A 22,308-nucleotide genomic window follows, 5' to 3' on the forward strand; every position below is an offset into this window, starting at 1 on the left:
GATCTCCTCTGTTATGAAAAGCTTTTTATACTAAAAGCTTCTGGCGATTCACCTTAATTTACATTATGCGCTATTGTTGCCCGCAAAAACAAGGGATGAGTCGATAATAATAGGCGGAAAAGTCTATGAAATTGATTTAAAAGGAAGTGTGGGGAAAAGCCTGTTATCCAGGATTGCTCAAAGATTGCTCAAGGATCATGTAGGATCGCTTAAAGGAATTGCCCCAAGAGTAGTTTAAGGGGTGAAAAGCCGCACAAGAGTAGCCCGAAGCAGTATTGTTCAGGATTAAGAATAATTTTAGGCTGTTTTTTCTTTGTAGATTGGAAGAAAATAATAGAGGGTGAAAGCTGATGATCAGAGATTAAAGAGTATTTTGCTTCCACTTCTTATATTGCACGCTTATCATTATTGGAGGCACATTTTGAAGATCTGATCAGGGTTAGCAAGTATGTTGAAAACTAAAGAGTCCTGAGATCAGATAAGGTGCATATGTAAGACTAAACTGAGTGAAAAGATAAGCTATAACAAAATGCAGGAACAAAAGGTGAAATCAAACGGACCAGAAATAAAGAGTGTTTCGGTTTTGGTACCACTTCCTGTGTCTCACGCGTATCATTATAGGGTGCCGTCTTCTATGACGGTAGAGGTTGGTTCTTTTGTTCGGGTTCCTGTTGGGGGGCGGACTCTTTGTGGTTTTGTTGTTTCGCTTGATGAGCAGACTTGTGAAAATGAACAGGAGGGGTGTCCTGTTTCACCAGATAAATTGCGCTTTATTGAGTGTGTTTTTGATTGTCCACCCTTAAAGGCTGAAATGATCGCTTTTCTGCGTTTTGTCAGCTCCTATACCATGACACCTTTTGGCCTTGCCGCGCGGTTGGTTTTACGTGTCCCGGCAGCGTTAGAGCGCGAAGAGCCAATGATGGGGTTGCGTTATTGTGGTGGAGAGGTGCATCGCTTAACACCAGCACGGTCGCGTGTTTTAGAATTGGCACGCAAGGGAATGGTGTGGACACGTTCTGGTCTTGCGCACGCAGCAGGGACCTCTGTTTCAGTGGTTGAGGGGTTAAAGGAACTTGGCGTTTTTGAAGAGGCACCGATACCGGTCTCTCCCCTTGTGGCAACGCCTAACCCTAATTATTGTTTACCCGTTTTGGAGGATGCGCAAAAATCAGCAGCGGATCTTTTGCAACAGGGGGTATTGTTAGCAAAATTTCAAGTGTTTTTGCTGGATGGGGTGACGGGGTCAGGAAAAACAGAAGTTTATTTTGAAGCGGTGGCGCAAGCGTTGAAGGGCGGCAAGCAGATTTTAATTTTGCTGCCAGAAATTGCTTTAACACAACAATTTTTAGATCGGTTTTATGCGCGTTTTGGCGCAGCAGCAGCTGAGTGGCATTCAGATTTAGCCCCGCGTCGTCGTGAACGTGTGTGGCGTCAGGTTGCAGAAGGGCAAATCCGTGTTGTTGCTGGGGCCCGTTCGGCGCTTTTTTTACCCTTCTCAGATCTGGGATTGATTGTCGTTGATGAAGAACATGATGGCGCTTATAAACAGGAAGAGCGGATTTTTTATCATGCCCGTGATATGGCGGTTGCACGTGGCTCTTTTGAGCAATGTCCTGTTATTTTGTCTTCAGCAACACCTTCAATTGAAAGCCAGGTCAATGTTTTGTGGGGGCGCTATCAACGGGTGCATTTGCCATCGCGTTTTCGGGCGGCAGCATTGCCGCAACTGCGGGTGGTTGATATGCGTCAAGGGGGCGTGGAAAAGGGACGTTTTATTTCTTCCGCTCTTGAGCATGCGCTTAAACAAACTCTTGAAAAAGGAGAACAGGCTCTCCTTTTTCTCAACCGGCGTGGCTATGCCCCTTTAACATTATGCCGAATTTGTGGGTATCGTTTCCATTGTACCGAGTGTTCAAGCTGGCTCGTTGAGCACCGGTTGCAAGGGCGCTTAAAATGTCATCACTGTGGCTATCATCAACCTATTCCTGAGGCCTGTCATGAATGTGGGACTCTTGATCATTTGGTGGCGTGTGGACCTGGGGTGGAGAGAATTGCTGAGGAGACACAAGGATTATTTCCACAAGCGCGGTTGATGATTTTGTCGACAGATTTAAAAGGTGGGATTAGCCAGTTACGAAGTGAGTTGGAAGCTATTGCTAACAGGGATGTTGATATTATCATTGGGACACAATTAGTGTCTAAAGGGCATCATTTCCCAGGGCTCTCTCTGGTTGGGGTGGTTGATGCTGATCTAGGGCTTGCCAATGGTGATTTGCGGGCAGGGGAGCGTACATTTCAGCTTTTGTCTCAGGTAACGGGGCGCGCAGGGCGTATGGGGTTAGAAAGTTTGGGATTGTTGCAAACCTATCAACCAGACCATCCGGTGATAAAAGCTTTGCTTTCACAACAGCGAGAGGATTTTTACACGCGTGAGCTTGCCATGCGAGAGCAGCATCATTTGCCCCCTTATGGGCGATTTGCTTCTTTGATTGTGTCGTCAAAAAATCGCCAAGCAGCAGAAAATTATGCCCGTGTCTTACGCCAGGCGGCCCCTGCTGTGCACGATGCTTCCTTGGGGGTATCTTTAATGGGGCCGGCAGAAGCCCCATTGGCCCTTGTGCGCGGGCACTATCGTTTTCGGCTTCTTTTGCATGGGAAGCGTTCTTTTGATGTGCAAGGGTTTATTCGGGCAATGCTAGCGCGAGCTGCCAAGATGCCGAGTTCAGTTCGGGTGCAGATTGACATTGATCCACAAAGTTTTTTATGAAAAAAACATAAAATACGCTTTTCTTTGTGAGTTAAAATAAAAGTTTTTTAAATCAAAGGATCTGTGAATAAAAGATACTGTCTTAGATGAAGCGTATTTGCGGATAGGGTGTTTTGCAGGGGGGCGGTTTGTGAAGAAAATCATTATTTATTTTATTTTGGGGGGTGCTTGGCTTTTAGGCGCAAGAGCATACGCATCGGTTACAGATATCATTAAACATGATGAAAGAAAGGAAATACACAGCATTGATGCGACGGTTTTTGCTTTTACCTATCAATTAATGCGCAAAACAGAGAAAATTTTTCAGCCTATGATTGCTGCTCCGCAAGAAACGATGCAATCTCTGTGTGGTTTTCCCGTGCCGTATGCGCGACAAGTCATTTATGATTATGCAGTTTTTCATGATGATAAGCTTGCACAAGATGTGATGATTTTTAGCAGAGCATTAAGTCTGCATGGCACACAGATAATTGGGCCGTTGACTAAACAAATTTTACAGCATTTACGTGCCCATCGTGACTTGATGGAAAGGGTTCATAGGCTCGATCTTTCCGCAGATGTTGTACAAGCTCTTTTAATGGATGAAACTTTTAAGGTGGATTTATTATTGTCTAAGGTGGGAGCAGAGATTACTGCTGCAGTCTTTGATACGTTTCACACAGGGGATACAGGAAAATTGGATAATTTACCTGATGAGATCAAAATAGGGCTGCAAAAACGCTGTGTGTCTGTTTCATCATTTGAAGATTTTAGGGATCAATAATCGTCAATGTATAAATTTCCCAATATTTATGATGTTGAAAAAGCCATAAAAGTGAGAGAAATCATGATGTTGAAAAAGGGTGTGAGGGGGGATCTGAAGAAGAATTTTAAAGAATTTACGATTATTTGTCTAAAATTTTCAAAAGCATTATTGCGAGTCAGTTATGTCTATGCTAGAGACGAAAAAGTCTTTTCATTCTAAATTTTAAGAAGAACTTCTTGAAATCTGGAGTCTGTAGTCCACTTCATCTGGTCAAGCTCAGAGAACTTCTTAAGGAAAAGAGGCGAGATTTCGTGTCTGATTCATTTTCTCTTTTACCACTTCCGTTGGTGAGTCAACGCTATGCACACGCATTGTTTGATTTGGTTCAGAAAGAAGGCTATGTTGGGGACGTGGAAAAGGCATTAGCGTCTTTTCAAGTTATTTTAGAACAAGATAAAGCTTTAAAACACTTGGTGCAAAGCCCATTTTTATCAGTAAAAGAGCAGGTTAAAGCGGTTTGTGCTGTTTGTGAAAATCTTGGGTTGGCTCATAAAAAAGCAGGGCAGATACTTCGTAATTTTTTATGCGTTGTTGCTGCTAACCGTCGGCTTTCCGCTTTATCTGGTATTTTACAAGCTTTTCAGCGCCGTGTTGCCCTTTCTCGTGGAGAGGTGTCGGCGCAAGTTATTTCTGCGCATCCACTGGATGCTGACCAAAAAAAGGAATTATGCGTGGCTTTAGAAAGTGTTGTTGGGGGAAAAGTTACGCTTCGCTTATCTGTTGATCCAGCGATTCTCGGTGGACTTATCGTTCGTTTAGGATTGTATCAAATTGATACGTCCCTTGCGACACAATTATCTTCCCTTAAGCTTGCATTGAAAAAAGAGGTTAGCTGATGGACATTAGACCGTCTGAAATTTCAAAAATCCTAAAAGAGCAAATCAAGAACTTTGATCAAGAGGCTGAATTTTCAGAAATTGGTTGGGTTTTATCTGTGGGTGATGGTATCGCCCGCGTTTATGGTTTGGATAATGTTCAAGCGGGTGAAATGGTCTCTTTCTCTAACGGTGTTCAGGGTATGGCACTGAATTTGGAAATGGATAATGTCGGGGTTGTGATTTTTGGATCAGACCGTGATATCCGCGAAGGGGATACCGTTAAACGGCTTGGATCCATTGTTGATGTTCCCGTTGGTCCTGAATTGCTTGGGCGTGTTGTTGACGCATTAGGAAATCCTATTGATGGCAAGGGGCCATTAAATGCAAAAAATCGTCGCCGTGTTGATGTGAAGGCGCCTGGTATTATTCCACGTCAATCTGTGCATGAGCCGATGTCAACAGGTTTAAAAGCTATTGATGCTCTTATTCCTATTGGGCGTGGTCAGCGTGAGTTGGTGATTGGTGACCGTCAAACGGGAAAAACAGCCATTTTGCTTGATACATTTTTGAACCAAAAGCCTTTTCATGAAAATGAAGCTGGAAGCGATCAAGATAAAGTCTATTGTATTTATGTTGCCATTGGTCAAAAACGTTCAACAGTGGCACAATTTGTTAAAGTTTTAGAAGAGCGTGGCGCTTTAGATTATTCAATTATTGTTGCGGCGACAGCTTCTGACCCTGCTCCGATGCAGTTTATTGCTCCTCTTGCTGGGTGTGCTATGGGAGAATATTTCCGTGATAATGGTCAGCATGCTTTGATTGGTTATGATGACCTTTCAAAACAGGCGGTGGCTTATCGTCAAATGTCTCTTTTGCTGCGTCGTCCGCCTGGTCGTGAAGCTTATCCAGGGGATGTGTTCTACCTGCATTCTCGTCTTTTAGAGCGGGCTGCAAAGTTAAATGCTGATAATGGCTCTGGGTCTTTGACTGCGCTACCAGTAATTGAAACACAAGCCAATGACGTTTCTGCTTATATTCCTACGAATGTGATTTCGATTACGGATGGTCAGATCTTCTTAGAAACCAATTTATTTTATCAGGGGATTCGCCCTGCTGTGAATGTTGGTTTATCTGTATCACGTGTTGGTTCTGCTGCGCAGATTAAAGCGATGAAACAAGTTGCAGGGTCGATTAAGGGTGAGTTAGCACAATATCGAGAAATGGCTGCTTTTGCTCAATTTGGTTCAGATTTGGATGCCTCAACCCAGCGTCTTTTAAATCGTGGTGCGCGTTTGACAGAATTGTTAAAGCAACCGCAATTTTCGCCTTTGAAAACAGAAGAACAGGTTGTTACTATTTTTGCTGGCGTGAATGGGTATCTTGATGCCTTGGCAGTTTCTGATGTTGGTCGATTTGAGCGTGGCCTTTTGGCTCTTTTACGCAGTGACCATCAAGAGCTGTTGAATGCGATTGCTAGTCAGAAGCAAATTACAGATGAGCTTAAGGGTAAGTTGGTGGCGATCCTTGATCGTTATGCAAAGAATTTTTCTTAATTGGTGGAATGCTTGAATGGCGTCGCTGAAGGATCTAAGAGACCGTATCGCCTCGGTTAAGGCAACACAAAAAATTACCAAAGCCATGCAAATGGTTGCGGCAGCAAAGTTGCACCGTGCGCAAGAGGCGGTTGAGGCAGGGCGTTCTTATACGCAGCGTATGGATGCTCTTGTCACCAATATCTCTAAAGATGTAGACCTTGTTGATGCCCCACTATTAATGCGTGGTACAGGGAATGACCATGTGCATCTTTTGGTGGTTTGTACGGCTGAACGTGGTTTGTGTGGAGCTTTTAATACGCAAATTGCACGTCTCGCGCGTGAGCATATTCAAAAGCTTCATGCTGCAGGTAAAACGGTTAAAATTTTAACTGTAGGTAAAAAGGGAGCAGATATTTTACTGCGTGATTTTAAATCCTTGATGATTGACCATGTTGATTTGCGGTCTGTAAAGAAAATTGGTTTTGCTGAGGCAGCAAAAATTAGCAAGCAGCTTATTGATTTATTTAATGAAGGTGCTTTTGATGTCTGTACGCTTTTTTATTCTCGATTTGTTTCCGTAATCACTCAGCGTCCAATGGCTTTAAGTTTAATTCCAGCAGGGCAAAACCCTGTTGATGAAGGTCAAGATTTTGTTGATCAAGCAAAAAGTCGTGAGGTTTCGCAATCGGCTGTTTATGAATATGAGCCTGATGTAGCCTCTCTTTTAAATGATCTTATTCCACGTCATATTTCTGTACAGATTTTTCAGGCACTACTTGAAAATGTTGCTGGTGAAATGGGGGCAAAAATGAGTGCTATGGATAATGCATCGCGCAATGCGGGTGAAATGATTAACAAGTTGACAGTGACCTATAATCGTCAGCGTCAGGCGCAGATTACCACAGAATTGATTGAAATTATTGCAGGTGCTGAAGCGCTTTAAATATTGAAGAAGGTAAGGATTGATGGCAAAAGCAGCGACGTCAAAAAAAGAGGCATCGAAAGTTGAAGCGAAGAAACCAGCTGCTCGTTTGGGCGCAAAGAAAACGGTCTCGAAGTCTGAAGAAAGCGTAAAGACTTCTCAAAGCGTGAAGAATTCTCCTAGCCGCACAGGTTCTTCTTCTCCTCAAAAAGGGGGTAAAAAAGGAGCGGTTGGTGAAATTAAGCAGGTAATTGGTGCTATTGTTGATGTGCAATTTGAAGGAGCATTGCCTAATATTCTCAACGCGTTAGAAACAGATCGTTTGGGCAGTCGGTTGATTTTAGAAGTTGCACAGCATTTAGGTGAAAACACAGTGCGCACGATTGCTATGGATACAACGGATGGTCTTGTGCGTGGCCAAAAGGTATTTGATACAGGAACGCAGATCTGTGTGCCAGTTGGGGAAGCAACGCTTGGCCGTATTATGAATGTGATTGGTGAGCCTGTTGATGAGGTGGGCCCCATAGTGACGACGAAAACACGCTCCATTCACCAGAAAGCTCCTGAATATATCGAGCAATCAACCGAATCAGAAATTCTTGTTACCGGTATTAAAGTTGTTGATCTATTAGCGCCTTACTCGAAAGGGGGGAAAGTTGGTCTCTTTGGTGGGGCTGGTGTTGGTAAGACTGTTTTGATTATGGAATTGATCAACAATATTGCAAAAGCTCATGGTGGCTATTCAGTCTTTGCTGGTGTGGGAGAAAGAACACGAGAAGGCAATGATCTTTATTATGAAATGATCGAAAGCCGTGTGAATGTAAACCCGAAAGAAAATGATGGCTCAACCAAGGGGTCTAAATGTGCACTTGTTTATGGACAAATGAACGAGCCACCAGGGGCGCGTGCGCGTGTTGCTCTTTCTGGTTTGACCATTGCAGAAAATTTCCGTGATGAAGGCCAAGATGTGCTTTTCTTTGTGGATAATATCTTCCGCTTTACACAAGCAGGTTCAGAAGTTTCCGCTCTTTTAGGGCGTATTCCTTCAGCTGTGGGGTATCAGCCAACTTTGGCAACAGATATGGGGGCTTTGCAAGAGCGTATTACCAGTACCAAAACAGGGTCTATTACATCTGTTCAAGCGATTTATGTGCCCGCTGATGACTTGACCGATCCTGCACCGGCAACATCATTTGCACACTTAGATGCGACAACAGTTCTTTCTCGTTCCATTGCGGAAAAGGGGATTTACCCTGCTGTTGACCCGCTTGATTCTTTTTCGCGCATGTTGGACCCATTAGTGGTTGGTGAAGAACATTATGCAGTTGCATGTCAGGTTCAAACGATTTTGCAGCGTTATAAAGCTTTGCAGGATATTATTGCTATTCTTGGTATGGATGAATTGTCAGAAGAAGATAAGTTGCTGGTTGGACGGGCGCGTAGAATTGAACGTTTCCTTTCACAGCCGTTTCATGTGGCTGAAGCCTTTACAGGTTCACCTGGAAAGCTTGTATCTTTAGAAGACACGATTAAAGGCTTTAAAGGTTTGTGTGCAGGTGACTATGATGATTTACCAGAAGCAGCCTTTTATATGGTTGGCTCCATCGATGAAGCTATTGAAAAAGGAAAACGTTTAATGGCAGAAGCGTCTTCGTAAGAAGGGCTTTGTAGTAAATGTTTGTGTAAAGAGAACAAGAGGTTCCTGTGGAAGATAAAAGAGCAGAGCATTTTTTATTCGAACTTGTTTCGCCTGAAAAAATTGTTTTTTCAGAAGAAATTGTGTCGGTTGTTCTGCCTTCGGCTTCGGGATATCTAACAGTTATGGCAAATCACGCACCTTTAGTGGTAAGTCTTATCCCGGGAAGTGTTCGTGTTGTATCTTCTTCTCGGGAATGGTTATTTGCTGTTGGCGGAGGGGTGGTTGAAATTACGCCTTCACGCTGTTCTCTTTTGGCTGAAGCGGTTCTTTCTGTTGATCATCTTTCTTTTGAAGAGCTTGAGCAACATATTATGAATGTTCGGGCAACATTAGAAAATACTTTGGGTGATAGAATTGGCCACACAGCGGAAGATTTTTTACATCAATTAACAAGAGTTTGTGGTGTATCAGCAAGTGCATAACAGATATTTATAGGAAAAACGGATATGCACGGCAAGGGGAGCGCGGTTGTGTCTGAGGGGACTAAGTCTTCTTCGCGTCCTGGTGCTGTTTTTGCTGAGCCTTTGCCTAAAGGCCTTGTGTATATTTTTGCCTCTTTTATTCTGCAATGGGCCTGTGGCCTTGGGGCGAATATGATTCAGTCCAACATTGGTCAGCTTGCTGGCGATTTTCACGCAACATTGCCTGAGATGACATGGTTGGTCGCTGTTTATATGGCACCTAATGTCAGTGTGACGATTATGTTAGTGAAGATCCGTTATCAGTTTGGGTTGCGGGCTTTTGCTGAATTATCGATCTTGGGATTTGTTCTGGTTTGTGCTTTGCAATTATTGGTCACAGATTTGCGTTCAGCGCTTATCATTCGCTTTTTTTCTGGGATTGCCGCTGCCCCTATGGCCTCATTGGCGTTTATCTATATGATGGAGGTCTTTGTTCCAGAGAAAAAATTCACGATTGGTTTGAGTTTAAATTATATGAATGCGGCTTTAGCCGTTCCCTTGTCACGTTTGATTTCACCCCATTTGGTAGAAAATGGTGGATTTTCTGGCCTTTCTGCTATGGAAATGGGGCTTGTTTTAATCAGCTTAGGGTGTATCTATTTTCTTCCGCTTAAGCCTGTTGCGTGCAGCAAAGAGATTAGAAAGCTCGATTGGGTGAGTTATATTTTTATTGCACTTGGGCTTGGTTTAAATGCGATTATTATGTCGGTTGGCAAACTTTATTGGTGGTATGAAACATCCTGGATCGGTTGGGGGTTGGCGCTTGCTGTTTTGTTTTTAAGTATTGCAGCTATACTTGAGCTTAATCGAAATAATCCATTGATCGATTTACGCTGGCTTGTCAGTAAGGAGATGCTGCAGGTTGTTTTGGTGTTATTAGTCTTTCGAATTTTTTTATTAGAGCAATCAACTTTAGCCGCAGATTTTTTTAATTTGTTTGGTTTGTTAAATCGTGACATGGCGTCTATGTATGTTGCTATTACGATAGGGACCCTTTTAGGGGGAGCGGTCTGTGTCTTTTTTTTACGTGCGGGGCGCGAAGATTATTTTTATCTTGTATCTGTAAGCTGTTTGGCACTTGGGTCTTATTTAGACAGTTCTGTGAATGAATTAACCCGTCCAGTTGATATGATGGTGAGTCAAGGGCTGATAGGTTTTGGCTATGCTCTCTTTTTGCCGCCTGCTCTTTTTAATGGGTTTGTGACAGCAAATGCACGAGGTCCTCGTTATGTTCTGAGTTTTATTGCTGTTTTCTTGCTAACACAGGTAACGGGTGGGCTGATGAGTGCAGCTTTTTTCGGTAGTTTGCAATTTCTTTTTGCTCATAAGCATTTTGAATTCTTAACGCAGAATATTATGATAACGGATCCACTTATTGCCAATGAGATCGATAACAATATCCGCAGCATGGGTGATATACAAAGTGTATCTAGTTTGATTGAGCATCTTAAATTGACAGCCAATATTTTGGCTTATGATGATGTTTTTCGGCTTTATTTTTATATTGCAACTGTTGTATTGTTTATTTTCATTGTCAAAATATTTTATAGATCACGCTTTTTTGCACTTTGGGGGAAAATCCGAAAAGCAAGACAATATCCGTGAAGAAAAGTGAACAAAAATGATCCGGGCATTACGGTCAAAGTCGACAATTGTCGCATTCATATCAGGTATTGTTGGGATTTTATTGATTTTATGGGCTTGGCAACTTCCGCCATTTGTAAGTGCAATTCAGGTCACGAATAATGCTGCAATTAAAGGGAATGTGACGCCGATTAGTTCGCAGATCTCTGGAGTGATTGCACGTGTTCATGTGCAAGATTATCAAAGGGTTGAAAGGGGACAAGTTTTATTTGAATTGGATGATGCTGTTTTTCAGCAACAGTTAGTTCGAGCAAAGGCAAACCTTGATTCAAAAAATACAAAACTTGCATATATTCTATTAAAAGTTGAAGCTCTACAAGGGGAAATTAAGATAGCAGAAGCTGAACTTGCTCATCTTCAGGAAATATCGGCTTCTAAGTCTCAAATACCAGGCACTAACAAACCGTTTCATGCAGTTCCTTCTCTTTCACAATCGTTGGCGACACTTGAAATGAAATATCAATTGCAAAAACAACTCGATTTTGAACAGCAAAGTTTGCAATTTGATATTATGGGAGCGCGCGCTGGGGTTGAATTGGCAGAGCTTAATCTTTCTCATGCGAAAATTATCTCTCCTGATACAGGGTATATTGGGTTGGTTGGTGTAAAGGTGGGGCAATATGTTATGCCGGGGACGCAGTTGGTCTTTGTCATTTCTGATGATATTTGGATTCTTGCTCACTATAAGGAAACACAATTGTCTCGTATGCGTGTTGGGCAACCTGTTGTTTTTTCTGTTGATGCGTTGAATGATCAAAAATTAACGGGTCATGTAGTAAGTTTTGCTCCTGCGACGGGTTCTGAATTTTCATTCTTAAAGACAGATAAGGCGATTGGCAATTTCATCAAAGTTGCCCAGCGTATTTCTGTTCGTATTGCTTTGGATCCGGAGCAATCGAGGATTGATCGGCTTATCCCTGGGATGTCTGTGGTGACTTATGTTGATACTGCCGCGCAAGCCACGTCTTTAGAAGAATGATCCTCTGTCCCTGTTGATTCCATATCAAGATTAAGGAGTTGATCCATGAAGGGTTAACCTATTTTGTTATCCATATCAAAAGTTGATCTATCAAGACCACCAAGATATGTGATGATCGATCATGGAAGCTATGCTTGAGCTTTATCCCCCTTATGGCTCTTCTTATAGTCTCTCCTCCTTTCTATTCCAAGGGAAGGAGGGTTCTTTATTTCTGTGTTTTAACAGTCAGATATGTTATAAAAAATCGTTGTTGTTGTGAGAATACCAATGGTTGATTGCTGTGTGCTTATTGTTTAAGTGTGCGATGCATTCTTAATTTTGGTTTCCTTGCATCAAGGGTATAAAATAGATGTGTAGCTTCACGTGTTCCTAATTTAGGCTGTTGCATGAAGGTCATAAATAGTGAGTGGGTCACTCCAATTCATTTTTGAAATAGATATGATAGCTATTGCCGTGAGAGATAGTTATAAAAATGGTTATAAAAATGACGTGAAGGAGTAAAGGAGTGATGAGGATTAGGGTTTGGGAGCGATGAGGAGCTGATGAGCACGGCCTATTATTTATCGAAGCTTTCAGAACGTCGCCGGTCTGTTGCGGTGATGGTTGGGGATGTAGGGGTTGGCGGTGATCATCCGATCGTTGTTCAATCTATGACCAATACGGACACAGCTGATATTGATGCTACAGTGATGCAAGTCAGTGCACTTTGGCGTGCAGGGTCACAATTGGTGCGGATAACTGTTGACCGTGATGAAGCAGCTGCCGCTGTTCCTAAAATACGGGAAAGGTTGGAACGATTGGGCATTTTTGTTCCTTTGGTGGGAGATTTTCATTATATTGGGCATAAGCTTTTGGTTCAGCATCCTGCATGTGCGCAAGCGCTGGCAAAATATCGGATTAATCCTGGCAATGTCGGTTTTGGTGCCAAAAAGGATCTGCAATTTAGTCAGATTATTGAGATCGCTTGCCAGTATAATAAACCCATACGCATTGGGGTGAATTGGGGATCCCTAGATGAAGCGTTGTTGACGCAGCTTATGGATGAAAATGCACAACAAGAAAAGCCCTTATCAATGGCAGAAGTTATGCGGGAAGCCGTGATTCAGTCTGCGCTTCATTCAGCCTTTGCTGCTGAAAAGATGGGTTTGGGACGAGATAAGATTATTCTGTCAGCAAAAGTAAGTGATGTGCAAGATCTTATTGCTGTATACACTCTTTTAGCGAAGCGTTCTGACCATGCCCTTCATGTTGGGTTAACGGAAGCGGGTATGGGAACCAAGGGAGTGGTTGCTTCTTCTGCGGCTTTGGGCATTCTATTACAACAGGGGATTGGAGATACGATTCGTATCTCATTAACCCCTGAACCAGGGGGAGACCGTACCCGAGAAGTCAAAGTATGCCAAGAGCTGTTGCAAGTGATGGGGTTTCGGCAATTTGTTCCTGTGGTTGCGGCATGTCCTGGATGTGGGCGGACGACGTCGACGGTTTTTCAAACATTGGCGCAAAAAATCGAAGCTAATTTATGTAAAAATATGCCAATTTGGCGTGAAAAATACCCTGGGATTGAACGCTTAAAAGTGGCTGTTATGGGCTGCATCGTCAATGGACCTGGGGAATCAAAACATGCTGATATTGGTATTTCCTTACCCGGAACAGGAGAGTTGCCAGCAGCCCCTGTATTTATTGAAGGCAAAAAGGTAAAGGTGTTGCGCGGTCATCATATTGCAGAAGAATTTGAAGAGATTTTGAGTGATTATATCCGTACTCGCTTTGGACAGCATGAACAAAAAAGGGCTTAAGAAGAGCTCAATCAGAAGATTGCTTTGGCGTGTTAGCTCTTGTCACCATTTTGGTATGTTAGTTTTGGTCGCACATTCTCTTAGTGTGCGAGAGATTGCTTTGATGGGGTAAGCTTGATAGCCATTTAGGTGTGTTGGTTCTTGTCCCTCCATTATTCTATTCCCCACCTATTTATATGGCATGGCATATGACAGATACAGTCTTTAACTGTCTTGCGTGTTGCAATAAAATAGGCGGCTTGTTGCAGGGCAAGAGCCTTGTCACCAAAAGGGTTGAGAAGCTTTATGGTTTCTAAAGTCTTTCAATGTTTGCGTGTTGCAATAAAATGGGCGGCTTGTTGCAGGGCAAGAGCCTTGTCACCAAAAAGGTTAAGAAGCCTTATGGTTTCTAAAGTCTTTAATGTCTGCGTATTGCAATAAAATGGGCGGCTTGTTGCAGGGCAAGAGCTTTATCACCAAAAGGGTTGAGAAGCTTTACAGCGTCATGGATCAGTGTGTCTCGTTTTTTTTGTGTTTCTGCAATGCCATCAATATTAACCAGTGTCGCTTTGTTGGCAGCTTTATCTTTTCCAGCAGTTTTGCCCAGAATTTCAGTGCTGCTGGTGACATCGAGAAGATCATCCGTTAATTGAAATGCGAGGCCAATTTGTGTACCAAAATCGGCGAATTGCTGGGTTATGGATGCGGAAGCATTGCCCATTATGGCACCGGCTTGGCAAGAAAAACTTATCAACGCGGCTGTTTTCATACGTTGCAAAGTGAGGATTTTTGTGCGGTCTTGCGGTTTTTTTTCTGCTTCAAGGTCAAGGATCTGACCGCCAATCATGCCGCCAAGTCCTGCAGCTTGTGCCAGAGCTGTAATGAGGTTCAGTCTGGTTTGAGGGAGCAGGGCACAGGCTTTATGTGCAATAATTTCGAACGCAAAAGTAAGCAGGGCATTGCCTGCAAGAATTGCTGTGGCTTCGTCAAAAGCTTTATGAACAGTAGGTTTACCACGTCGTAAAATATCGTTATCCATAGCAGGAAGGTCATCATGAATGAGCGAATAACAATGGATGCACTCTAATGCTACGCCGACATCAAGCGCATGTTCGGGGGGAACATCAAAAAGTGCAGCACTTTGGATAACAAAAAAAGGACGCAAGCATTTGCCACCATTCAAAACACCATAACGCATGGCTTGCAGTAAGAGCTCGGGGCGAGCAATTTCACCCTCTTGCACGTGATTGTTTAAAAGCATGTTCAGCCTTTGTTTAACAGCGTCAGCATGTTTTGCAAGAAGGGTCGTGAATTCATGCATGATGGCTTCCTTTATTCTTTGCAAAGTGAGATCACTCTTTATTATGATAGGAAGAAAAAGAATGGAACGGTTATTTTTATGGTCTTGAGCTTTTTGAAAAAAAGACAGGATGATTCGCAAAAGCGGTGGTGTTGTAAAATTCGCACTTTCGTTGTTTATTCTTTTTTGTGTTTGCTGTTTTTACCGATTATCTTATTATTAATCTATCGTTTGACTTTCGTTCATCCTGTTTCTACTTTGATGATGCGTGATGTTTTAACACGGGATTCTTATCAGCGTGAGTGGGTTGCCCTTTCTGATGTCTCTTTTGCAGGGCCTGCGGGGATCATTGTGTCTGAGGATGGGAATTTTTGCCGTCACTATGGGGTGGATTGGAATGCGTTGCTAACCATTTTAAGGGATGAAACAAAGCCCTGGCGAGGTGGGTCAACTATCACCATGCAAGTTGTTAAAAATCTTTTTCTTTGGTCTCATCGATCCTATGTACGCAAGGGGCTTGAGATTTTTTATTCTCTTATGGCTGATTTTCTTTTATCCAAAAAACGCATTATGGAAATTTACATCAATATTGCAGAATGGGGGCCTGGAATTTATGGGATAGAAGCTGCAGCTTTTTATTATTATAAAAAGTCTGCACGTGCGTTAACTATTCAACAGGCTGCAGCTTTGGTGGCTAGTTTGCCAAATCCTTATGTACGCAACCCCCATCAACCTACAGATCATTTTTTGACTTTATCTCGGATGATTGAGCAGCGTATTATTTTTTCAGGGGCTTATACACATTGTCTTCGTTAAGAATAAGGCTTTAATAATAAGAACTTAAGATTTTAGGGATTTATGAATTATGCCCGCCAGATAAAAAATTAAACGCTGGCGAAAATGAGATGCCAAATAAAAAATTGAATGAAAGTCTGGTCAAAAGGCTTTAATCAGTGTATAGAAGAATGAAATTGATTATATGATGTACAGAAGCTGCTATCATTGGGCGCTGTCTGTTTTTTTTATTTGGAGTGTCCATTTATGGCTGTACCTAAGCGAAAAACTTCTCCATCAAAACGGGGTATGCGTCGTTCGGCTGATGCCCTCAAAGCCCCGACTTATGTTGAGGATAAGGATTCTGGTGAATTGCGGCGCCCTCATCATATTGATTTAAAAACGGGTATGTACCGTGGACGTTCGGTTTTAACCCCTAAAAATTCAGGATAATCTTACCTTGGGATGTGCTTTGATAAGACAGCATCCATAAAGTTTTGTTTAGAAATATTCATTGATAGGGAAAATGAGAATTCCGGTATTAAGGCATTCTCCACCTTATTGATTTGAAAACGGATTATCTCTTAGACAATTTGGTTTTTTAAATCCCTAAAATTCAGTGTAAACTTTCCTTGGATGCGTTTCGGTGTCTTTTAATATAAAGAAAAGCATTCACGTATAAAGAAAAGCATTCAAGGGGGGTTAGAGATACCGATCAGATTGTATGTTAAAACGCAGACCTTTGTCTTGCCGTAAAGTTCTTTCTATAAAAAAGTTTGCTGTTTACAGGGGAAGTTTTTGCGTATTTCTGCCTTATAGGGGAGAGATGTGCAAGTTTACGACTCAAAAGATCTTTTTTTCGCTGCTGACTTCAAAGTTAAAATATTTATAAAGAATGTAAAAACCAAACGCTCATAAAAATCAGTTATTAATCTGTTTGATTTTGTTGATTTCACAGTTTGCTATGCTGCACAGACAGCTTTGCTGTCTTCATCTGCTTCATCTATTTTAGCTTCAAAGCTGCTTTTTTGTCCTTCATTCAGATGTTTTTCTATCAAATTAACGGCCTCTGTTTCAGAGAGGTTATTGATGACAGAAATTTCGCGAGACATCCGGTCAAGAGCTGCAGCATAAAGTTGACGCTCAGAATAAGATTGTTCAGGTTGCAGGTCTGAGCGAAAAAGATCACGGACCACTTCAGCAATAAACATGAAGTTTCCTGAATTAATCTTTGTGTCATATTCTTGCGCGCGACGTGACCACATAATACGTTTTATCCGCGCTTTTCCTTGTAGGATTTTAAGGGCTTTTTCAACAGAAGCTGGCTCAGATAATTTACGCATTCCAGTTGAAAGAGCTTTTGCGATAGGAACCTTTACATCCATTTTATCTTTTGCAAAATGGATAACAAAAAGCTCCAATTTATGCCCTGCAACTTCTTGTTCTTCAATCACCATAATTTGTCCTACACCATGGGTAGGGTAAACGATATATTCAGAAGTGGAGAACCCATGAGAGGTCTTTTTTTGCTGGGATGCCATATTTTCATTTACTCCCTTTGTTACCAACTGAACCGTTGAAAAACAAGTTAAAATGCTCAGAAGCTGAGTGTCCTGAACTTGTATTCGTTACTTATCTAATAGAGAATAAAAGTTAAGTGCTTTTAATAACAAGAGAAAATCCCAATTTTATAAAAAGTAAAGAATGAATATTTAGGAAATTTAAAGTATTGTTAACACCTTTAATGAAAAAAATCAATCATTTCGGTTAATATTTTTCATTTTTTATAGAAAAGCTCTCGAATTTTTCAGAAATGTTTCCAATACTTCATCAATATTATTGATCACCGCCTGGATTTTCTGAAAAATACTTTTCTAATTTATTAGGAATACCATCCATTTCTTTTGCTTCTGGCAGAGGAGGTTTTTGGGTGCTTAAGTTAGGCCATTTGGTTGCGTAGTTAAGATTGAGCTCTAGCCATTGTTCTAGGCCTGGTTCTGTATCAGGTTTAATCGCTTCAGCAGGGCATTCTGGTTCGCATACACCACAATCGATACATTCATCTGGATGAATGACCAGCATATTTTCTCCCTCATAGAAACAATCAACAGGGCAGACTTCAACACAATCAGTGTATTTGCATGCAATACAATTATCAGTGACAACATAAGTCAAGATTAAACTCCATTTCCCATTTTAATCATCTTTAAAAAAGGGAGCGTTGTTTGCTTTCTTATTGCTTGTGAGCTGGTTACGGAGCACCGCTAATTTTGCAAAAGGTGAATCAGGATCGGGGTGATTGCGCCCATGTGAGAGTTTTTTCTTCGAGAAATCGCCTTGAAAATTGTTATTCTCATAGCTGCGTTTTTTATGCGATGCATCTTTATGGATAGAAAACGCGTCTTTTTGAGGATGCGATGCGTCCTTATGAAAAATTTTATCTGTGGTATTGCTTTTTATTTTAAACGCTTTTTTGTATTGATCCTGTCGTTTTTGTCCAAATTTATTATGGTTATTTTGTGCATGATGTGTACGTTGGTGATTATAACGCCACAATAAAATGACTTTATTACTCTCTGCCGTGTGTTTATAATGAGCGAAGTTGCCAACGGGCTCTGCTTCTGGCAAAGCTTCTACAGCACAAGACGGTTTGTCAGCATTTTTTTCATTGTTCTGTGGTGTGTCTGATATTTCTATTATCTGCCATTGATCACCAACAAATTCTGCTTCAGGACAGCTCTGTGTGGTCAGGGGAGCATTGTCAGAAGAAGAGAGAACTTTCTCAAGCATATCAGGACTACAAGGGTATGACTGATAGCTAAGACCTTGGAGAATTTCTTCCATATCAGTTCCATTAGCCCCAAGAATGGACATCATTGTTGGGGTGACAAAAAAACTTTTGCCATCGTAAGCCCCTTCAGGTCTGGGACCAGTGCCAGGTTTCCACTTAAGCGCAAGGCGGATAAGGCTAGCAAGACGTTCTAAAATATCAATACGTACAGCGCGCTGTTTTAAAATTTTATATCCAGCCAGGGCGTATAATCTTGGATTATAAGTCGGATCAACGACTAATGAGGTGCGCCCAGCAGCCAAGGCGGCAAGAATTTCACTAAAACCTATGGGGTCACGGATATCATTTTTGAGAGTCCAGAGTAAAGCCATGGCTTGAACTGGAGCGGGTTTGAGGATGGCTGTAACATAAATGTGAAAAGCACCAAAGCGTACACCAAATTGTCGCAGCACAGCACGTGATTGTTGATCAAGATTTTTAACACGTTCAGCAACTTTCCATCGTGGTAAAATGCCCAAAGAATTGGCAAGTTGTGTGGCAATATCACGTGTTGAATCCGTTAAGGTTTCAGCATTACGTAAATCAAAAAGAGGTTTTAAGGTGCTTTCAAAGTGAAAGATCACAAAACGCTCTAATCGTGCAAAGACTTTATCACGATTTTCTCCGTTTAATTGCGTGTCAGCTAAAAGAATGACTTTGGGCTTTAAAATATCTTCTGTTGGAGCAAGTTTTCCAACGGTTTGACCAATCCAGCGCACAATGCCATCAGAACTGATAGTAAAATCTCCATTCGCTGAAGCACAAAAGCGTGTGGCACGTTGAGAAAAAGCAAGCACTAAATCTTCATCACTGACAGGATTATGCTCTTGTTCTGATTGAGATTGTTGTGTCGCACTTGGGTGGGTGTAAAAACGAAATCCTTCAAATCTGCCATTTTCATGTTTTTCAGTCAAAACATTATTCTTTTGAGTTATTTCGTTATTCATGAGTGTTTTCTTTCTAAGAGCCTTTAGACAAAATGTTGCTTTCAACAATGAAGAGCCTATTAAATTTCTTATTACCCCTTTAGCATATTTATAACATTTTCTTCAATCACTCTTACGGTGTTTTGACGTTTCTTTAAAGTATTTTGACTTTAGGAATTATCTCTTTGTGTTTTATGGCATTTGATTATTCATAAAACACTCATAGGTTGTTTAAAATTGAGGAATAAAATAAATAATGAACCTTAAAATACACTATTAAAGATATTTTTTATCAAGTAATAGTCTGTTTTTATTCCTCATTTTTCTGCTTGTTTATGGTTTGGATTTTTATAAATCGTGACCTATTGTAAAAATAAAAACAATTTAAGATTGTAAAAAACACTTTAAAGTAGTACATGATCATCTAAACAACCTTTGCGTCCTTTTATGGAAAGAGGGGATGCATTGTTGTCGGATCATGTTTGATAATTTCAATATTGAGGATTGTCATGAATAATCTTTCGAATGCTGGTTATAGAAATAACAAAAATTATAATGATACTGATGGAAGTTTAGGAAGAGATATGGTGCGTTCTGCCATGCAGGCACCTTATCTAGAGCGCAAAAAAGAGTATGATTTAGCACTGCGCTGGAAAGATAAACGCGATGATGAGGCCATGCACCAAATTGCCGCCGCGCATATGCGTTTGGTGATTTCAATCGCAAGTCGTTTTAAACGGTTTAAAATGCCTTTAGGGGATTTAGTGCAAGAAGGTTATGTCGGGCTGTTAGAGGCTGCTGCACGTTTCGAACCAGATCGGGAAGTTCGTTTTTCAACTTATGCGACATGGTGGATACGGGCTTCTATTCAAGATTATATTTTACGCAATTGGTCAATTGTTCGTGGGGGAACCAGCTCTTCACAAAAAGCTCTGTTTTTTAATCTTCGGCGTTTGCGAGCTCAATTGGTTCAAGAGGATAGCACTTTGACGAAACAAGATATCTTTCGTTCAATTGCTGAAAAGTTAAGTGTACCAGTCAGTGATGTTGAGAGAATGGATTTCCGCTTTTCCGGGGCTGACAATTCTTTGAGTGTTTCTATTTCAGAAAATGAGGAAAGTCCCGTTACTAAAATTGATAACTTAGTTGATGAGCATCCCCTTCCTGATATTTTAATTGAAAAAGCTATTGATGGGCAGCGACGGACGCAGTGGCTTTATGATGCCCTACAAATTCTCAATGAACGCGAAATGGAAATTATTCGTTTTCGCCGCTTAAATGATGAAAGCGCGACTTTGGAGTCTTTAGGGGAGAGACTTGGAATTTCGAAGGAGCGGGTACGCCAAATTGAAGTGCGTGCTTTGCAAAAGCTGCGCCGTGCTTTGCTGACAGTCAATTCAGAAGAGGCTTATGATCTTTAAATATAGGTTCCTCTCTTTGTGTGCCAAAACAGAGGAGGTGGTTTTGGAAAACAAAGAGAGGAAGGGAGAGAGAAAAAACAGAGGAAAGGGAGAGAGGATTTCATTCAGCGATAATTTTTACAAAGCTTCCCACATGTAAGATTTCCTCTGAAGAGAGCCCATTAATAATACGGAAAAGTTCTTCTTGATGAGGTGTTTCTTGCATCTGATAAGAAAGGCTTGCGATACTGTCTCCCTGTTTAACACGAGTCACACGGATTTTGAGAGGTTTAAGCTTTTGTAAATCTTCCCATGAAAGAGAACGGAAACTATGCGTGATGTTGTGCGCAATAGAATGAAAATTTGATGATTGATGAGGAGCTGCTGTGATTAAACGGAAAACTTGATTGTTCATCGGGATAACCACGACATCAAATTGCCAATTTTCATTCGATGCATAAGCATGGGCTGCCTTTAAGCCGTGAATGGTTATGGGGTGAACAGAAGATTCATCAAGGCCTGTCATCCACCCACTTTTGAGATAGTCGCTTGCTGATATATTTTCCGTTAAAGAAACGGCATCAAAACGAAAGGCAATCTTGTTTGGACCACTCGCTACGACAGTGTTGGTGTTGGTTTCTATGGTGAAAGTGTCGGGGACAGAAAAAGTAATGCGCAATTGTGGATGGATGAAATTTTGCCCTCGGACATACCCCTCATGCAGACTCCCACCAAAAATTATACCATCGATAGATTTTAGGAAGGCGCTGCGGTCTGTGCTTGCAATCTTTGCTGTCTTAAAAGTACGAGCTTTCTCGATGGCAAGATTGATTCGCTTCGGTGTTGTTGGGTGTGTTGCTAAAAAATCTAAAGAAGATTGTGTATTGCCTAACAGATTGCGAAAGGCGTTATAAGCTTCCATGGATTTAAGAAAGCGCGGTGACGCAAAGGGATCATATCCGGCTTGCGCAAGCATTTCTATCCCGATAGAATCGGCTTGGAGCTCTTGATTACGAGAAAATTGCGCGAGTTTTTGTTGATCATTCAGTGTGTTATGAGGTTTGGTGTTTGCAGAGGGTAAAATATGTCTGGGAAGGCGATCTGCTCGTCTAAGTTCTGCTTCTTTTTGGAAGCGCAAAATGCCGTGATTAGCTGTGATATGGGCAATTTCATGCGCCAAAACCGCTGCAACTTCTGAAGAGTCATTGGCTAACGTTAGCATGCCACGGGTCACGTAAATATAACCGCCTGGTAAGGCAAAAGCGTTAATATTCGTTGAGTCTAAAATCGTTATACGGTAGGTTTGGTCAGGATCATGGGAAACAGCGGCCAATTTGCTAATAATATTGGCTAACATGCGCTCAAGTTTTGGGTTGCGATAGGCACCACCATGGGCTTGTAAGATGCGTGGATGATGTGCAGCTGCTAATGTGGCATAAGTATCCTCCTCATTGGTGGTTTTGCGTGAGGAAGATTCTGAAAAATCAAAAAGATTATTGACATGAAAATTGCTATAACAAGCGGGCAGAAAGAGCATGAAGCTCATGATCATGGCGGTATAAATTTTTCTGCAAAAAGAGAGTCTATGCTGAAACAATTTCATGCTTATGGTCATTATGCACTTCATTTGATTGGCTTTCTCTAAAGAATTTTGTTTATCTCTGTGCGTT

At 41.5% G+C, this 22,308-nt stretch carries 18 protein-coding genes; 13 read left to right on the top strand and 5 right to left on the bottom strand.

Annotated elements, in window-relative coordinates; all coding sequences use genetic code 11:
* Window positions 1–529: 529 nt before the first annotated feature.
* The 10 genes from BARBAKC583_RS00540 (at window position 530) to ispG (ending at window position 13,429) form a co-directional block, all read left to right on the top strand.
* Window positions 530–2,767 (top strand): primosomal protein N', encoded by a 2,238-nt coding sequence (locus BARBAKC583_RS00540; RefSeq protein WP_011807252.1) that lies wholly within the window; start codon window positions 530–532, stop codon window positions 2,765–2,767.
* A gap of 130 nt (window positions 2,768–2,897) precedes the next feature.
* Window positions 2,898–3,530 carry a hypothetical protein gene (locus tag BARBAKC583_RS00545; protein ID WP_005765864.1) on the top strand — a complete coding sequence of 211 codons (633 nt, stop codon included), beginning with the start codon at window positions 2,898–2,900 and terminating at the stop codon, window positions 3,528–3,530.
* Window positions 3,531–3,823: 293 nt separating this feature from the next.
* Entirely contained in the window at window positions 3,824–4,408 is a 585-nt protein-coding gene (locus BARBAKC583_RS00555) for a F0F1 ATP synthase subunit delta (RefSeq protein ID WP_005765868.1), read from the top strand.
* Window positions 4,408–5,943 carry a F0F1 ATP synthase subunit alpha gene (gene atpA / locus BARBAKC583_RS00560; protein WP_005765870.1) on the top strand — a complete coding sequence of 512 codons (1,536 nt, stop codon included), beginning with the start codon at window positions 4,408–4,410 and terminating at the stop codon, window positions 5,941–5,943. The genes BARBAKC583_RS00555 and atpA overlap by 1 nt, the downstream gene beginning before the upstream one ends.
* 16 nt (window positions 5,944–5,959) lie before the next feature.
* Complete coding sequence (locus BARBAKC583_RS00565; RefSeq protein WP_005765871.1) at window positions 5,960–6,868, top strand: F0F1 ATP synthase subunit gamma; 909 nt, start codon at window positions 5,960–5,962, stop codon at window positions 6,866–6,868.
* 22 nt (window positions 6,869–6,890) lie between these two features.
* A complete protein-coding gene (gene atpD / locus BARBAKC583_RS00570; RefSeq protein WP_005765873.1) occupies window positions 6,891–8,504 on the top strand; it encodes a F0F1 ATP synthase subunit beta in 1,614 nt (537 codons plus the stop codon).
* A gap of 47 nt (window positions 8,505–8,551) precedes the next feature.
* Window positions 8,552–8,968 carry an ATP synthase F1 subunit epsilon gene (gene atpC, locus BARBAKC583_RS00575; RefSeq protein WP_005765875.1) on the top strand — a complete coding sequence of 139 codons (417 nt, stop codon included), beginning with the start codon at window positions 8,552–8,554 and terminating at the stop codon, window positions 8,966–8,968.
* Window positions 8,969–8,992: 24 nt separating this feature from the next.
* The gene (locus BARBAKC583_RS00580; protein WP_011807254.1) at window positions 8,993–10,612 is read left to right on the top strand and encodes an MFS transporter; all 1,620 of its coding nucleotides are present in this window, start codon (window positions 8,993–8,995) and stop codon (window positions 10,610–10,612) included.
* Window positions 10,613–10,628: 16 nt separating this feature from the next.
* Window positions 10,629–11,630 (top strand): HlyD family secretion protein, encoded by a 1,002-nt coding sequence (locus tag BARBAKC583_RS00585; RefSeq protein ID WP_005765879.1) that lies wholly within the window; start codon window positions 10,629–10,631, stop codon window positions 11,628–11,630.
* A 542-nt stretch (window positions 11,631–12,172) separates the two neighbouring features.
* Window positions 12,173–13,429: a flavodoxin-dependent (E)-4-hydroxy-3-methylbut-2-enyl-diphosphate synthase gene (gene ispG / locus BARBAKC583_RS00590; protein WP_005765881.1), complete on the top strand. Its 1,257-nt coding sequence runs from the start codon at window positions 12,173–12,175 to the stop codon at window positions 13,427–13,429.
* Window positions 13,430–13,826: 397 nt separating this feature from the next.
* On the opposite strand, the gene BARBAKC583_RS00595 is transcribed toward ispG, so the two are convergent.
* Window positions 13,827–14,729, bottom strand: a complete 903-nt coding sequence (locus BARBAKC583_RS00595) for a polyprenyl synthetase family protein (protein ID WP_005765883.1) — start codon at window positions 14,727–14,729, stop codon at window positions 13,827–13,829.
* On the opposite strand from BARBAKC583_RS00595, the gene mtgA reads away from it, so the two are divergent.
* Together mtgA and rpmF are read left to right on the top strand one after the other, a co-directional pair.
* Window positions 14,724–15,524: a monofunctional biosynthetic peptidoglycan transglycosylase gene (mtgA, locus tag BARBAKC583_RS00600; protein WP_005765885.1), complete on the top strand. Its 801-nt coding sequence runs from the start codon at window positions 14,724–14,726 to the stop codon at window positions 15,522–15,524. The two genes, BARBAKC583_RS00595 and mtgA, sit on opposite strands and share 6 nt — an antisense overlap.
* Window positions 15,525–15,749: 225 nt before the next feature.
* Window positions 15,750–15,935 carry a 50S ribosomal protein L32 gene (gene rpmF / locus BARBAKC583_RS00605; RefSeq protein WP_005765887.1) on the top strand — a complete coding sequence of 62 codons (186 nt, stop codon included), beginning with the start codon at window positions 15,750–15,752 and terminating at the stop codon, window positions 15,933–15,935.
* Between the two features lie 509 nt (window positions 15,936–16,444).
* Here rpmF and BARBAKC583_RS00610 read toward each other — a convergent pair.
* From BARBAKC583_RS00610 to BARBAKC583_RS00620, 3 genes are all read right to left on the bottom strand, one after another.
* On the bottom strand, window positions 16,445–17,023 hold the full coding sequence (locus BARBAKC583_RS00610) for a CarD family transcriptional regulator (protein ID WP_005765889.1): 579 nt from the start codon (window positions 17,021–17,023) through the stop codon (window positions 16,445–16,447).
* A 295-nt stretch (window positions 17,024–17,318) separates the two neighbouring features.
* Entirely contained in the window at window positions 17,319–17,657 is a 339-nt protein-coding gene (gene fdxA / locus BARBAKC583_RS00615) for a ferredoxin FdxA (protein ID WP_005765891.1), read from the bottom strand.
* 21 nt (window positions 17,658–17,678) lie between these two features.
* The gene (locus BARBAKC583_RS00620; protein WP_005765893.1) at window positions 17,679–19,259 is read right to left on the bottom strand and encodes a hypothetical protein; all 1,581 of its coding nucleotides are present in this window, start codon (window positions 19,257–19,259) and stop codon (window positions 17,679–17,681) included.
* Between the two features lie 488 nt (window positions 19,260–19,747).
* Here BARBAKC583_RS00620 and BARBAKC583_RS00625 point away from each other — a divergent pair, with 488 nt between their 5' ends.
* Complete coding sequence (locus tag BARBAKC583_RS00625) at window positions 19,748–20,659, top strand: RNA polymerase factor sigma-32 (protein WP_011807258.1); 912 nt, start codon at window positions 19,748–19,750, stop codon at window positions 20,657–20,659.
* A gap of 100 nt (window positions 20,660–20,759) precedes the next feature.
* Here BARBAKC583_RS00625 and BARBAKC583_RS00630 read toward each other — a convergent pair whose 3' ends face one another.
* Window positions 20,760–22,190: a M48 family metalloprotease gene (locus BARBAKC583_RS00630; RefSeq protein ID WP_462677150.1), complete on the bottom strand. Its 1,431-nt coding sequence runs from the start codon at window positions 22,188–22,190 to the stop codon at window positions 20,760–20,762.
* Window positions 22,191–22,308: the final 118 nt, after the last annotated feature.

The organism is Bartonella bacilliformis KC583 (genome assembly GCF_000015445.1).
GTDB lineage: Bacteria > Pseudomonadota > Alphaproteobacteria > Rhizobiales > Rhizobiaceae > Bartonella > Bartonella bacilliformis.

What these genes read in the sequence shown, in the direction of transcription:
- BARBAKC583_RS00630 (WP_462677150.1), bottom strand. Translation starts at nt 22,190, where the DNA reads ATGATCATGAGCTTCATGCTCTTTCTGCCCGCTTGTTATAGCAATTTT.
- BARBAKC583_RS00625 (WP_011807258.1), top strand. Translation starts at nt 19,748, where the DNA reads ATGAATAATCTTTCGAATGCTGGTTATAGAAATAACAAAAATTATAAT.
- BARBAKC583_RS00565 (WP_005765871.1), top strand. Translation starts at nt 5,960, where the DNA reads ATGGCGTCGCTGAAGGATCTAAGAGACCGTATCGCCTCGGTTAAGGCA.
- atpA (WP_005765870.1), top strand. Translation starts at nt 4,408, where the DNA reads ATGGACATTAGACCGTCTGAAATTTCAAAAATCCTAAAAGAGCAAATC.
- mtgA (WP_005765885.1), top strand. Translation starts at nt 14,724, where the DNA reads ATGCATGATGGCTTCCTTTATTCTTTGCAAAGTGAGATCACTCTTTAT.
- BARBAKC583_RS00585 (WP_005765879.1), top strand. Translation starts at nt 10,629, where the DNA reads ATGATCCGGGCATTACGGTCAAAGTCGACAATTGTCGCATTCATATCA.
- BARBAKC583_RS00540 (WP_011807252.1), top strand. Translation starts at nt 530, where the DNA reads ATGCAGGAACAAAAGGTGAAATCAAACGGACCAGAAATAAAGAGTGTT.
- BARBAKC583_RS00620 (WP_005765893.1), bottom strand. Translation starts at nt 19,259, where the DNA reads ATGAATAACGAAATAACTCAAAAGAATAATGTTTTGACTGAAAAACAT.
- BARBAKC583_RS00595 (WP_005765883.1), bottom strand. Translation starts at nt 14,729, where the DNA reads ATGCATGAATTCACGACCCTTCTTGCAAAACATGCTGACGCTGTTAAA.
- atpD (WP_005765873.1), top strand. Translation starts at nt 6,891, where the DNA reads ATGGCAAAAGCAGCGACGTCAAAAAAAGAGGCATCGAAAGTTGAAGCG.
- rpmF (WP_005765887.1), top strand. Translation starts at nt 15,750, where the DNA reads ATGGCTGTACCTAAGCGAAAAACTTCTCCATCAAAACGGGGTATGCGT.
- BARBAKC583_RS00610 (WP_005765889.1), bottom strand. Translation starts at nt 17,023, where the DNA reads ATGGCATCCCAGCAAAAAAAGACCTCTCATGGGTTCTCCACTTCTGAA.
- BARBAKC583_RS00580 (WP_011807254.1), top strand. Translation starts at nt 8,993, where the DNA reads ATGCACGGCAAGGGGAGCGCGGTTGTGTCTGAGGGGACTAAGTCTTCT.
- ispG (WP_005765881.1), top strand. Translation starts at nt 12,173, where the DNA reads ATGAGCACGGCCTATTATTTATCGAAGCTTTCAGAACGTCGCCGGTCT.